Source organism: Candidatus Avoscillospira sp. LCP25S3_F1 (assembly GCF_052117125.1).
GTDB lineage: Bacteria > Bacillota > Clostridia > Oscillospirales > Oscillospiraceae > Avoscillospira_A.
The window spans coordinates 233,216-244,950 of sequence record NZ_JBQKJT010000003.1 but is presented as its reverse complement, the minus strand read 5'-3'; the positions used below and the strand labels follow the sequence as shown (position 1 = coordinate 244,950).

General features: G+C 54.6%; 17 protein-coding genes. 13 read left to right on the top strand and 4 right to left on the bottom strand.

Annotated elements, in window-relative coordinates:
- Positions 1–270 precede the first annotated feature (270 nt).
- The 4 genes from ACTQ33_RS04145 to ACTQ33_RS04130 all read right to left on the bottom strand — a co-directional run bounded on the left by ACTQ33_RS04145 (position 271) and on the right by ACTQ33_RS04130 (position 3,809).
- Entirely contained in the window at positions 271–1,353 is a 1,083-nt protein-coding gene (locus ACTQ33_RS04145) for a tyrosine-type recombinase/integrase (RefSeq protein ID WP_441462461.1), read from the bottom strand.
- Positions 1,354–1,409: 56 nt separating this feature from the next.
- Positions 1,410–2,336 carry a BRCT domain-containing protein gene (locus tag ACTQ33_RS04140; RefSeq protein WP_441462459.1) on the bottom strand — a complete coding sequence of 309 codons (927 nt, stop codon included), beginning with the start codon at positions 2,334–2,336 and terminating at the stop codon, positions 1,410–1,412.
- Positions 2,337–2,386: 50 nt separating this feature from the next.
- Positions 2,387–3,154 (bottom strand): hypothetical protein, encoded by a 768-nt coding sequence (locus ACTQ33_RS04135; RefSeq protein ID WP_441462457.1) that lies wholly within the window; start codon positions 3,152–3,154, stop codon positions 2,387–2,389.
- A 211-nt stretch (positions 3,155–3,365) separates the two neighbouring features.
- Positions 3,366–3,809 carry a helix-turn-helix domain-containing protein gene (locus tag ACTQ33_RS04130; RefSeq protein ID WP_441462455.1) on the bottom strand — a complete coding sequence of 148 codons (444 nt, stop codon included), beginning with the start codon at positions 3,807–3,809 and terminating at the stop codon, positions 3,366–3,368.
- Positions 3,810–3,907: 98 nt separating this feature from the next.
- On the opposite strand from ACTQ33_RS04130, the gene ACTQ33_RS04125 reads away from it, so the two are divergent.
- The 13 genes from ACTQ33_RS04125 (at position 3,908) to ACTQ33_RS04065 (ending at position 11,734) form a co-directional block, all read left to right on the top strand.
- Positions 3,908–4,117, top strand: a complete 210-nt coding sequence (locus ACTQ33_RS04125) for a helix-turn-helix domain-containing protein (RefSeq protein ID WP_441462454.1) — start codon at positions 3,908–3,910, stop codon at positions 4,115–4,117.
- 33 nt (positions 4,118–4,150) lie between these two features.
- Positions 4,151–4,351: a helix-turn-helix transcriptional regulator gene (locus ACTQ33_RS04120; protein WP_441462452.1), complete on the top strand. Its 201-nt coding sequence runs from the start codon at positions 4,151–4,153 to the stop codon at positions 4,349–4,351.
- Between the two features lies 1 nt (position 4,352).
- Complete coding sequence (locus ACTQ33_RS04115; RefSeq protein ID WP_441462451.1) at positions 4,353–4,547, top strand: hypothetical protein; 195 nt, start codon at positions 4,353–4,355, stop codon at positions 4,545–4,547.
- A 76-nt stretch (positions 4,548–4,623) separates the two neighbouring features.
- A complete protein-coding gene (locus tag ACTQ33_RS04110) occupies positions 4,624–5,070 on the top strand; it encodes a helix-turn-helix domain-containing protein (RefSeq protein WP_441462450.1) in 447 nt (148 codons plus the stop codon).
- Between the two features lie 14 nt (positions 5,071–5,084).
- Positions 5,085–5,354 (top strand): hypothetical protein, encoded by a 270-nt coding sequence (locus ACTQ33_RS04105; RefSeq protein ID WP_441462448.1) that lies wholly within the window; start codon positions 5,085–5,087, stop codon positions 5,352–5,354.
- 333 nt (positions 5,355–5,687) lie between these two features.
- Positions 5,688–6,503: a helix-turn-helix domain-containing protein gene (locus ACTQ33_RS04100; protein WP_441462446.1), complete on the top strand. Its 816-nt coding sequence runs from the start codon at positions 5,688–5,690 to the stop codon at positions 6,501–6,503.
- Positions 6,503–7,867, top strand: coding sequence for a replicative DNA helicase (locus ACTQ33_RS04095; RefSeq protein WP_441462444.1), 1,365 nt, complete (start codon positions 6,503–6,505; stop codon positions 7,865–7,867). The genes ACTQ33_RS04100 and ACTQ33_RS04095 overlap by 1 nt, the downstream gene beginning before the upstream one ends.
- A gap of 26 nt (positions 7,868–7,893) precedes the next feature.
- A complete protein-coding gene (locus ACTQ33_RS04090) occupies positions 7,894–8,394 on the top strand; it encodes a hypothetical protein (RefSeq protein ID WP_441462442.1) in 501 nt (166 codons plus the stop codon).
- A gap of 13 nt (positions 8,395–8,407) precedes the next feature.
- Positions 8,408–9,013, top strand: a complete 606-nt coding sequence (locus ACTQ33_RS04085; protein ID WP_441462441.1) for a hypothetical protein — start codon at positions 8,408–8,410, stop codon at positions 9,011–9,013.
- A 14-nt stretch (positions 9,014–9,027) separates the two neighbouring features.
- A complete protein-coding gene (locus ACTQ33_RS04080; RefSeq protein ID WP_441462439.1) occupies positions 9,028–9,813 on the top strand; it encodes a ParA family protein in 786 nt (261 codons plus the stop codon).
- A complete protein-coding gene (locus ACTQ33_RS04075; protein WP_441462437.1) occupies positions 9,797–11,062 on the top strand; it encodes a ParB/RepB/Spo0J family partition protein in 1,266 nt (421 codons plus the stop codon). The genes ACTQ33_RS04080 and ACTQ33_RS04075 overlap by 17 nt, the downstream gene beginning before the upstream one ends.
- 1 nt (position 11,063) lies before the next feature.
- Positions 11,064–11,402 carry a hypothetical protein gene (locus tag ACTQ33_RS04070; protein WP_441462435.1) on the top strand — a complete coding sequence of 113 codons (339 nt, stop codon included), beginning with the start codon at positions 11,064–11,066 and terminating at the stop codon, positions 11,400–11,402.
- A gap of 155 nt (positions 11,403–11,557) precedes the next feature.
- The gene (locus ACTQ33_RS04065; RefSeq protein ID WP_441462433.1) at positions 11,558–11,734 is read left to right on the top strand and encodes a hypothetical protein; all 177 of its coding nucleotides are present in this window, start codon (positions 11,558–11,560) and stop codon (positions 11,732–11,734) included.
- Position 11,735: the final 1 nt, after the last annotated feature.

Sequence of the window (11,735 nt, the reverse complement as noted above, 5' to 3'; positions counted from 1 at the left end):
AGTTCAGGCACTGCAAAATTCGCTTTTCCTCACTCATGACCTCTCTGCCCCCTGTCCTTTTACTCCCATCTTACCACAGGGGGAAAGGTCCTCCTCTATTTTACGCTTACTGGCATCTATGGAATCATCCGTGAATTTTTGAGCTGAAAAAGCCCGGAAACGGTATAGATGCCACTGGCTTTTCGCCAGTGGCATCTATACCGTTTTGATTTTATGGTGGAGGCGGCGGGAGTCGAACCCGCCGTATATTTGTTTACAAGCCCTGTATTATCAATGGTTCTCAGTTTTTTGTGTGCAATCTGTGTGCAATAGTGCTTCAAAGTGTGCATCCACCATGTCATCTACCTGTGCTCGGGTTTCCACCATGGTATGCTGATAGACGGCCTTGAGCATGTTATCCGTGGCGTGTCCCATACGGTCCTGGGCGTATCTGTTTGGCACACCCAGTGCCAGCATGACCGAGGCATTAAGATGGCGCAGGTCATGGAAGCGGTAATGTGGCAACCCCAGAGACTGACACAAGCGCATAAAGCGTTTGTAAATAGCCTGGCCGCTCAACGTTACCAGGTACTCCCCTTTTCGCTCCGTACGGCTGATGACCTCCAGGATATAGGGTGGCAGTCTGAGTTTCCGGTCGCCGCTATAGGTCTTTGTGGTTTTGACCACCGGGCCGTCGGCACCATCCACCTTGGCCTGGCGGATGTGCAGGATATTGCCGTTGATACAATCCCAGGTGATGCCCCGGATTTCCGATTGACGCAGGCCCATCCAGATGGCCAGCAGCAGCGGCAATTCCATGTCTGTCCCGGCGGCTGCGGCCAGGATCGCCGCCACCTCTGCATCGGTGGGAATGGCGATTTCATGACGGATTTTTTGTGGCAGGGTGGTGCGCAGCGTTATGTCCGGATAATACTCCCGCAGGGCCGCGCTGAGCAGGCCGTGGGCGTTGCGGACGCTCTTAGGGGACAGCTTTTTGGCGTCCTCGTTGACGGCCCGCTGAATGGCTTCCTGGGTCAGATCGCCCAGGCGGGTGCCCATGATGCCCTGGAGATTGTTCTGCGGGATTTTGCGATAATTCTTGATGGTGGTGGGGGATAGGACGGAGTCCTTGCTGTCGATATAACGGTCGATGGCCTCGCGGACGGTCATGTCCTGGGGCTTGCTGCGGACCTTGACCACATCGGCCTTGATGGCCAGAGCCTTAGCGTGGGCCGTCCGGGGATCGTCCTCAATGATGCTCAGCCGCTTGCCGTTGACGGTGATCTGGCAGCGCCACCGGCCAGAGGGCAGTTCCACGGGTGTTGGATTTTTTAACGACTTTGCCCAACGGCGGTATTGGCTGTTGCTGGCCATGGCTGCCTCCTCTCTATGAGTTACCCGGTGTCCAATCTGGACACCGGGCATTTATATTAGTCGTTCTTCTGCTCCACCTGTGCATCCCACACAGCATCCCAGAAGTCAGTCTCGTTAATAATCTGCACTTTGGCCCCCTCTTTTCGTAGGGCCATGGCTTCCTCAATCTTCCGTCCATAGCAGGAGTAGGCCCAGCAGGGATTACCGGCGTTACCTACTACCAGATAGTCTGTCTTTGCAGAGACGCTGCTGCGGAACTTACCGCCCAAGGCTTCGATCTCCTTGACCAGCTCGGCACGGGTGCCGCGATAGGACTGGCCGGTAAAGCAGAACAGCTTCCCCTCAAAGGATATCTCCGGGCAGAACGAACAAATTCCGGAAATGGAATACTGCTCCCGCAGAGCCGCGAAGTCCGTGTCGCACAGATTGCGGGAATCTTTGTATTCGATGACCGTACTGAGAAAAGCCGTCAGCAGATTGCGCTCATCTTCGGTAATGATGTTGTCTTCCAGAATCGTATGTACCAGGCTGTCAATTTCATCAAAAGGATAGGTGCCGCGCAGAAAATCGTTATGGTCAAGCCACAGTTTCAGATTCCGAATTTCTTCATCCGACAAAACCTGATCAGCCATGATACCGTGAATCATTCCTAACAGGAACTGTATGGAGGATGTGGTAATATCATAATATTTTGCGTCATCCACAAAGTTATTGCACAACCACAAAATGTCTGCCTGCTCCTCGGCGTCAATTACACCGTCGGCAAGTGCTGCCTCCACAACCGGCAGCAGTTCAGAAAACGGGTGGCGATTTCGGAGATTGGCGTGGAGTGTGCACCAATGGGCCAGTTCCTGCACCTCATCTTCGGAAATACTGTCGCTGGTAATCCCGGCCACCATACCTTTCAGTGTGTTGACAGCCTTATGTAGTTCAGCCGGAGTGGTGAACTGCCGGTACTCATTGAGTTCAGACAGGGCGTTCATACAGATCATCTCTTTCTCTTTCAGATTGTGTCCAGATTGGACACTTGAGATTATTGCGACCGGGTAAACAGCGTTGCCCCAGTATTATCTTTCACAAAGACTTGCGCCAGTCCATACTCTTTCGCGTAGTTGCCAAATACAGTATTGCCAATCCGGTCAATATCCTCTTGGCTGGCATCTCCGACAATAACAACGGCATAACTTTCGCCGTCAGCAGTTGAATAGACTTCATAGCCCTCAATGGCTCCATACCAGGATGTGGCCCATTCCGGGTTACCAGCGCCGCCAAAGCTGCCCAGCATCTCATCAGCCAGCAGCTGCGTGGTATCTTCATCCAGCGTTGCTTCTGATGCAGACGCGGCATCTGTAAACTCATAACGAAAGCCAAAAGAATGTTCCATTGTGATTCCCTCGGCGGTTTCAACGTTGATTCTCGCATAGGTACTGCTTCCAGGCCCCACTTCCTCTGGATAGATGGTGTCATCTCCAACCATGGAGCCGGACGCATCATAAAAGCGCACATGGACGGAGCCGGTAAATATTTGGTCGCTGTTATTCTGGATGTAGACAATCGCCTGGGACATCATGGCATCTGGTTCAAAAGTCACCGCAATCAAATCCAGCTTTTTCTCTTTGTCCTCGGCAGGATCGGCTACAGGGGTTTCTTCCACCGCATCCTCCACATCCTTATTGACTGCTTCATTGACTTCTTCTGTCTGCTGTTCTTCCGGTTGGGAATTTTCGGCCTGCTTCGGAGGACTGCTACAGGCAGCCAACAAAAAGCATAGGGCCAAAGTGAGCGCGATAAACTTTTTCATTCGATTCTTTCCTTTCAATAATGGTTTATATATCTAAACAAATAGGGGTAGACATTTGCTAAAATTTGTTGTATGCTATCAACATAAAATCCGGTAAGACAACGACAGGCGGGGGGAATCATGATGGAAGAATATGTGCTGACCCAGCAGGATATAGCGCTGATCGAGCAGGTTCGATGTCTCGCTCCTGCCGACCAGGAGAAATTTCTGTCTATTTTTGAAACTGCTTTAGCAGCTCCAACATGGCCTGCTTCTGCTCCGGCGTCGCACGTTTGAGCAGTTCCAGCAAACGAATATCAGTCTCATCCAGCGGCCGCCCCAGTTGGGCGGCTGCTCTCTTTATCTCTGAATCAGCAGCGGACTGTGTCGCCAAATCTGTGGCTGCATCTGCCGGACCTGCTGGTGTTGGAATGGCTGATGCCCCCAACAAATAGTCGATGGAAACACCGAAAATATTAGCCAATTCTTTCTTGACTGTATCGCTGGGTATCCGAGCGCCGCTTTCATACTGGCACAATGTCGAGTTGGCAATATGCAGTTTGGCAGCCAGTTCACGCTGGGTCCAGTGTTCTCTTTCCCGCAGCTGCCGAATGCGCTCAGAGATAGCCAAAATAATCACCACGCTTTCACAAGTTGCAAAATGATAGTACCACAATTTTTTCACTTTGAAAATATAAATTCACATATTGCAAAATTATGACTTGACATTTGCTAATTGTGAATATATAATGCAAGCCATAAGGAGGTGCTGACATGACTGAGCTGGCGCGGCGCCGCCGCGATGCTAACATTTCACAAGCGACGATGGCTGATACGTTGTCGATCTCAGTACCTGCCTACAGTCAGTATGAGAATGGCATTCGCAATATCCCTGCTGCAATCGCAATCCAGATTGCAGAAATTCTCTCTTGTGAAGTGGACGATATTTTTTTGCCTGTGAAGTTCACAGTTAGCAAATTCTAGTTTGCTGTGGTGGGGCAATAAGGAGGTGCTTTCGTGAATCGGGTTCGTGAGTGCCGGGAAGCTGCTGCAATGTCTCAAGCAGCACTGGCCAGATCACTCAATATTTGCCAGCAGGCAGTTGCCAAGTGGGAGACCGGTCGCGGTGATCCTCGCTGGGAACAGGCCCCCAAACTGGCCCGTGTGCTCAACTGCAAAATTGACGAGCTGTTTGTGGCGCAGAACGGAGGGACGTAACATGATTACCCCTGAAAGAATCCGTCAGATGAAGGACAACTTCTGGGCCGAGACCAACGACCCCACTACTGAGGAGTGGAGGGAGGACTTGACCGACGAGGAACTCGCCCTAGTGGCCCGGTGGGATGATGAGTGGGATTCCAGCGTAGCTAAAGCAATCGCTGATGCTGGTATAACCATTGTGATGAGTCAGTAGTTGGTACCTATGAAAATCCTGAAAGTCTGCATAATTTCCCTTTTATCCATTATCCCACGTTGGGAGGTGATTTTCCATGTACCAAAACGCAACCAATGCCATCCAGAGGGCGCGGATTCGTAGCGGTCTGACCCAGGAGGCCCTGGCCGAACGGTCCGGGTATTCGGATGATTCCATCCGGGCCTGGGAATCCGGTACCAGAGTGGCGTCTCTGGAGGCCTTGAACAAATTGCAGCTTGCCCTGGACGCACCGTGGCTGACCGGGATGTATCTGGCCGAGCAGACCAACAATCTGCACGATCTACTGCCCGAGTTTCAGGTGGGCCGCCCCCTTGCCCAGGCGGCGGCAACGTACATCAACTGCATCCTTGACCTGATGGACAATCGGGTGGACCGGAAGCTGCTGCAACTGGTGGCTGATGGCAAGATTGACGAGACGGAGACGCCCATCTTCGACGAGATTTTGTCATTGGCCGAAGCGGCCAATAAAGCCTATTACGAAATGCGCTTTGCGCAGCGGTGAGAAAGGAGGACACTATGCCCAAGGTATATTTGACGGCCCAGGCCAGAGCCGAGGCCGCCGAACTTCGGCAGAATGAGGCGTTTACCTGGGCGGTAAAGACCGTCCGGGCCCGGACAAATCAAACGTACACCAACGTTGCTGACGCGGTCGGCATGGATCGCTCCACGCTATGGAAACTGACCCAAGAGGAGTTTGTCAGCAAGGCCCAGTTTGGCCGGATTCGCGCTGTTGCCCACGCGGTCAAGATGACCAAGGAGGAATGGCTCCGACTGGGCGGATTCTAAGATTATACGCGCTGCCTTCCCGCGGGCGGTCGGGAACGACGCCCGGCGTTACCCCTCTTTTCTCTATTTTCTCTTGTCATGCCCCGAAAGGGGCGGGCGGTCGAGACCGTGGCTTTGGCAGGTCGCGCAGCGGGCGCGATACCACCATTGGGCGGCTCTCGACCGTTCGCGGGAGGGCAGCAGCGCACACAAAGGAGGTTGACCCCATGCGAGGGTATAAAAAAATCCCCCTGGCGGTGCGGGCGCACCGTCAAGGGGCAAAGGTGGAAAACCACCATAAGGACATGAGTATTATACCATGCCTTGCCCAATTTGACAAGGGGGTGCTGGTCAATGGCAGAAACCAAAATCCGGCTTGATCGCCAAGGAGGTTTTACTGTGTTGCCCAACGGTATGCTCCGGGACAGTCGGCTCAACCCTAAGACCAAGGGTATCTTTGCCATGATGTGTTCTTTTTCCGAAGCTTGGGAGTATTCCGTGTCCGGCCTGTCCGTGGTATGCGGCGTGGGTCGTGACGCTATTCGCAGCGCTCTCAGGGAGCTGGAAAAGGCAGGTTATCTGGAACGGGAGCAGAGCCACGGGGAGTGTGGCCGCTTTGGCGGCAACGTCTATATCCTCCATGAGGTCAGCCGGTGTCCAGATGTCCAACCGTTGCCGGGTTTTCCGTCGACGGTTGAGCCGTCGACGGGTGAACCGTCAGCGGGTGAGCCGTTGACGGAAAATCCGACACAATATAATAAAGACTTAATAAATAAAAGACTTAATAAAGACTATATAGGCCAATCCGAGGATGTGACCAATTTGGACACGCCGGAAAAGGACAAACCCAAACCGGCCCAGCTGCCGAAACACAAGCCGGAACGCTTCCAGGGCTTTTGGGACTACTACCCCCGCCATGTCAAGCGGGACCGTGCTGTGGCAGCATGGGACAAGCTCAAGCCGGATGACGAACTAATCGGCACCATGGGCCGAGCGTTAGCAAAGCAGGTAGCCTACTGGAACGCCGTAGGCAAAGAACTCCAGTTTATTCCCCATGCAGCCAGCTGGATCAATCAGCAGCGGTGGAATGACCCTCCCGAGGAATATCAGCTATCTGGTCGGACGGCACAACCGTCCGGTGGCTGGGCTGAGGACAAGGAGGTGCTGTAATGCTGGACAAGCAGTTAGAAGCCAGATTGCAGGACGCCCAGGTGTCAATCATCGGCTCCATGCTGATTGATGACCGGTGCATTGGTGATGTGCTGGCCAACGTCAGTCTGGACGATTTCCCCAGTGGGGTCTATCGCTCCATTTTCGACACCATGCGGCTCTTATTCACCAGTGGCCGCCCCGTTGACCCGGTGATCGTGCTGGATGCTATGCAGGGTGGTGACCAACTCCGCAGCTGCATCCGTCAGTGCATGGACCTGACGCCCACGGCGGCCAATGTTCTGGAGTATTGCAAGGTCCTCCGGGAACTGTCCCGGGTGGCACGATTGCAGGAGATCGGCTTGGCCCTGACGTCGGCTTCGTCTCTGGACGAGGCCGGGAAGCTGGTAGCCCAGGCCAACGGCCTGCTGGTGGACCGGTCCGGGCTCAAGATTATGGACGCCCAGGCGCTGATGCTGGACTTCTACCGCCGGATGCACGACGAGCGCAAGCCCGAATACATCCGGACCGGCTTCGGCCCCATCGATGAGAAGACATACCTGGAGCTGGGCGACATGGTGGGCATTGGCGCAGCCCCGTCCACCGGCAAAACGGCTTTCGCCCTCCAGTGGGCGGCGCGGCTGTCGAAAAAATACCGGGTGGGATTCTACAGCCTGGAAACCAACGCCGCAAAGGCCGCCGACCGTCTGGTGGCCCAACTGTCCGGGACGCCCCTGGGCGATATCAAGCAGCGGCGCTTTACCGAAGAGCAATGGGCCAGGATTGGCGACGCTTCCTCCATCTTCGCCCAGGGAAAATTTGAGCATATCCCGGCTTCGTCCATGTCGGCAATGGATATCGTTTCCACGGCGCTGTCCCGGCGGCACCAAGTGATTTTCGTGGACTACATCCAGCTGATCGGCAGCCATGATGGAAAAACACACGCCAGATTCGATATCGTGACAAATACATCCCTGACGCTGCACCAGGCGGCTCAGACCCACGGTATCCTGGTGGTGGCTCTGTCTCAGCTGTCCCGCCCTGAGAAGAAAGACGGGAAACCGCTCAGGCCGGATATGCACAGCTTCCGGGAATCCGGCCAGATTGAGCAGGACCTGGACGTGGCCATGCTGCTGTATCTGTCCGACCCCGACGATTACACGGGCAGCCGGATCTGCAAGATCGGCAAAAACAAGGAGGGCCGTAAGGGCGAGGTGGAGCTGGACTTTGACGGCACCATTCAGCGGTTTACCCTGGCCAAGCCCAAAATCGCCGATGAAGACAAAAAGGGCCAGCAGGGGAATCGCCAGGCGGGCCAGTATCAGCAGCAGACCTTTGTCCCGGAAACCGGTGAGGATAAAGATCTACCGGCATGGTGGATGTAGAGACATGGGAAGTAGGAGGTGCCCACATGGAGGGTTTGCAGCAGTTGGAGCATGAGATTCAGCGCCATTTGGCCCTGGCCCAGCTGTGCAGCGGCCCCATCCGTGCCGGGCATCTGGAAGCAGCGCGGCAGCTGGCGGCGCTGCGGGTGTTTATTCAGGAGGACGATATGAGCAAAAGCGAAAAAGGCGCAACCGATTTGGATAGGCTGTGCCACAAGTTCTATGAATTGCCGAAAGGTGTTGGGTTACAGGTAGACAGAAAGTGCCGCCGGTGCGGAGGCCCCTTGATGGCCTACTATTGCGAAGAGCGGCTGTATCTGATTGTCTGTGAGGATTGCAACACCATGGCACTGACAAAAGCCTGTGCGCCGCAAGTTGCTGCGAACTTGACATTGGCGGAAAAGGACAGCGCAATCCATGATCTTCTGGACCGCGCAGAGGCAGCAGAGTTATTGGCAGGTAAAGCAAAGGAGCGACTTTCCAGTGCTATAGACAGTCTTTCGTCCATATTGTCCTGGTTTGAATGAGGAGGAAGACATCATGACATACGGACAAGCCATAATTACGCTCAAAAGCCTCAATTCCCCGGACCCGACCGCAGATATGGCGGAGAAGTTTGAGGCAATCAAGAAGATTACGGAAATGGCCACCATCAACGCCGTCAATAAGGCCGACCTTATGCGCTGCGTGAAGTGGCTGCTGGAGCGGTTGGAGGCGGCGCTTGACCGCCTGGCGGCCTACAAAGATACTGGGATGGAACCGGAGGACATTTTGAGTGCAGCAGACATGGGAAAGGTGGCTTGTGCGCTGCATGAACTAAACCGATACAAGGATCTTGGTGACTTGGGCCGCCTGCGGGAGTTGGTGGAGGCAGACCGGGCCGGGCGGTGTGTGGTGCTGCCGTGTAATGTCGATGCAATAGTTTGGGTGACTATGGCATACGGGAAGCAATATAATCCTCCGATCGAAGGGCGCGTCAAAAAATTTATTTTGCATGATGACGAAATTGTTTATCTCGAAGCAATTATACGGATGGATATTAGTGATGGGAAAAAAGAATATGGGTACAGCACAAACAGCTTTGGAAAAGCCGTCTTCCTCACCCGAGAAGCTGCCGAGGCTGCATTAAAACAGAATAACGAATAAAGGAGACAAACACCATGAGGACGATTGCAATTTTGAATCTAAAGGGCGGCGTGGGCAAAACGGTTACCGCCGTCAATTTATCTTACATACTGGCCGCCGAGCATAAGCAGCGGGTGCTGCTGATCGACGCCGACAGTCAATGCAACAGCACGGAGTTTTTTGGCGTGGACCCCGACCGGGGCAATCTGGCCCAGCTGATGACGGCCCCCATGGACCCGGCCTACGCCGTGGGACAGATTCAGAGAACCCAGCACAAGGGGCTGGACATACTGGCCGCTTCCATGGAACTCATGGACCTGGATTTGACCAAACTGGAGAACAAGGCAGTCCGGGCTACGGCAATCTCGGAGTTACTGGCCCATCTGACGGAGACCGGTCAAGATTACGACACGGTGCTGGTGGACTGCCCGCCCGCTTTTAATGCCGCCACGGCGTCGGCGCTGCTGGCGGCCAATGAAGTGATAATCCCAATCAAACTGGACGCCTTTTCCCTCCGGGGCATGGCCAATCTGGTGCGGCAGGTCCAGAACATGCGGAAGATCAACCCGGCCCTGCGGGTCTCCGGCTGTCTGGTGACCATGTACTACAAGGACCAGACCATTGACGAGGCCCTGGCCACGCTGCAAGGCAGCGGCCTGCCGGTGTTTGCCACCAAGATCCGCCGGTCCAAGCGGGTGGACGGCATGAGTTTCGCCCAGCAGCCCCTCAGCGTCTTTAGTCCCCGCAGCGGCGCGGGTGTAGACTACCGGGCCTTTGCAAAGGAATTGATGGGAGGTGGCCATCATGGGAATGGGATTTGATCTGTCTGCTATGCTCAAGGATGTGTCCAATCTGGACACCGGCCGGGAGCAGATCGAATACATCGACATTGCACTGATCGACCAGGACCCCAACAACTTCTACCAGCTGAGCCGGGTGGACGAGTTGGCGGCAAACATTGAGTTGCTGGGTCTCCAGCAGCCTATCCGGGTGAGAGATAACCCCGACCAGCCGGGGCGGGTCATCATCGTATCCGGCCACCGCCGCCGGGCAGCATTGCAGCTGCTGGTGGACGAGGGCAAAGAGCAGTACAAAGACGTTCCCTGCATCCGAGAGAAGGAAGCCGGGTCCGCCGCCCTCCAGGAACTGCGGCTGATCTACGCCAACGCCGACACCCGGCATCTGACCTCCGCTGAACTCAGTAAGCAGGTAGAGCGGGTCGAGGCGCTGCTATACCAGCTCAAGGAGGAAGGCATGGAGTTCCCGGGCCGAATGCGCGACCACGTCGCCGAGGCTTGCAAGGTCAGCCAGTCCAAGCTGGCCCGGCTCAAAGTCATCCGGGAGAAACTGGCCCCGGAGTGGAAAGTGGCCTATGATAAGGATGCAATCAATGAATCTGTAGCGTATGCACTAGCTCAGATTCCAGCTCATGACCAGTCAGCGCTAATGCAGTTTGTGCAGAAAACAGGACGAAAAATCTCCAATGTATATGAAAATAATGTCCGTGCATTTAAGAATGATTTGAAACATCTAAATAATCTGCAATGCAGCGATGGGAAGCCATGTGGGCACCTCGACGAAAAAGTTCAGAAAATAGCGGCAACTGCATTTACTTTTGCATATTGTCCATGCACTCGCTGCTGCAAGGACTGCCCCAATCTGGTTACCTGTAAAAGTGCCTGCCCCAAGCTGGCCGAAAAAGTTCGGGACATGAAAGAACAACGGAAATTCCAAAAGCAGCAGGACAGACAGGCCAAGGAGGAACGGGAGCGGCCCCACGTTGAGGTGCTGACACAGATCTGGCAGCGGTTCGGCGAGGCCAGGGCAGCTGCGGGCCTGTCGGTAGAGGAGTACCAGAACGCTGTTAACCTGTATCACTTAAAGGAAGATGACGAGAACTATCCCAAGATGGAGCACGGCGAAGATATCACGGTGCGTACACAGCTGCCATACTGCTACGGCATGGGATGCGGTACAGCTGAGCGGCTGGTCAAGGCCGCCGATGTCCTGGGGTGCAGCCTGGATTACCTCTTTGGCCGGACGGATGACCCGAAAGGCGGTGTGGGCTGACATGGCAGAATCCGTAAATCTCCAGAAATGCACCAAGGAGGAACTGCTGTTCCTGATTGAACGGATGCGTCATTACAACCTGGGCGATAACCTGTTCCGTCTGGCCAAGCGTGATCTGGTCAACGAGCGTCTGATGAGGCGTGAGCGGTTGGCGCAGGAACAGGCAGAGATTGCCCACGATGCCCGTATGAAATATGTCGACCTACTCAAACAGTATGAGGGTGCACCAATCGAGGATATCCCAGCGGGAGTATTCAACCAGGCACAGGCATTGCTCATAAAGGCAATCGAAGCCGATAAAAAGTGGACCCAGCTTGTGGGCATGAACAGTGGAGGATAGCATGGGCGATATTGTAAACATCCGTCAATACCAATCGGATTGTGCCGTGTGCGTACACCATGGAGACTTTGGCACGTGCAAATGCCCCGGCGGCTATTCCCTGAATATGAAAACCATGCAGTGTTTGTCTTTTAAGCGAAAGAGGAGGGACACCAATGACCAAGGAAATGACCAAGCAGCTCAAGCGCATGGTGGTGCCAGACCGGCACCACTGTGACTTCTGCGGCTTCGAGCATAACTGCCAGATCCACGGTTGCGCCGTCCTGCGGCAGGCCGTGAAGGAAGTGGAGACCCTGGCCCAGATCACCACGGCGGTTTTGCAGGAGGAATAGG

Coding starts and splice junctions, on each gene's coding strand:
- ACTQ33_RS04125 (WP_441462454.1), top strand. CDS start 3,908: ATGACTGAGCTGGCGCGGCGCCGCCGCGATGCTAACATTTCACAAGCG.
- ACTQ33_RS04075 (WP_441462437.1), top strand. CDS start 9,797: ATGGGAATGGGATTTGATCTGTCTGCTATGCTCAAGGATGTGTCCAAT.
- ACTQ33_RS04115 (WP_441462451.1), top strand. CDS start 4,353: ATGATTACCCCTGAAAGAATCCGTCAGATGAAGGACAACTTCTGGGCC.
- ACTQ33_RS04070 (WP_441462435.1), top strand. CDS start 11,064: ATGGCAGAATCCGTAAATCTCCAGAAATGCACCAAGGAGGAACTGCTG.
- ACTQ33_RS04065 (WP_441462433.1), top strand. CDS start 11,558: ATGACCAAGGAAATGACCAAGCAGCTCAAGCGCATGGTGGTGCCAGAC.
- ACTQ33_RS04145 (WP_441462461.1), bottom strand. CDS start 1,353: ATGGCCAGCAACAGCCAATACCGCCGTTGGGCAAAGTCGTTAAAAAAT.
- ACTQ33_RS04135 (WP_441462457.1), bottom strand. CDS start 3,154: ATGAAAAAGTTTATCGCGCTCACTTTGGCCCTATGCTTTTTGTTGGCT.
- ACTQ33_RS04095 (WP_441462444.1), top strand. CDS start 6,503: ATGCTGGACAAGCAGTTAGAAGCCAGATTGCAGGACGCCCAGGTGTCA.
- ACTQ33_RS04080 (WP_441462439.1), top strand. CDS start 9,028: ATGAGGACGATTGCAATTTTGAATCTAAAGGGCGGCGTGGGCAAAACG.
- ACTQ33_RS04140 (WP_441462459.1), bottom strand. CDS start 2,336: ATGAACGCCCTGTCTGAACTCAATGAGTACCGGCAGTTCACCACTCCG.
- ACTQ33_RS04100 (WP_441462446.1), top strand. CDS start 5,688: ATGGCAGAAACCAAAATCCGGCTTGATCGCCAAGGAGGTTTTACTGTG.
- ACTQ33_RS04110 (WP_441462450.1), top strand. CDS start 4,624: ATGTACCAAAACGCAACCAATGCCATCCAGAGGGCGCGGATTCGTAGC.
- ACTQ33_RS04105 (WP_441462448.1), top strand. CDS start 5,085: ATGCCCAAGGTATATTTGACGGCCCAGGCCAGAGCCGAGGCCGCCGAA.
- ACTQ33_RS04085 (WP_441462441.1), top strand. CDS start 8,408: ATGACATACGGACAAGCCATAATTACGCTCAAAAGCCTCAATTCCCCG.
- ACTQ33_RS04090 (WP_441462442.1), top strand. CDS start 7,894: ATGGAGGGTTTGCAGCAGTTGGAGCATGAGATTCAGCGCCATTTGGCC.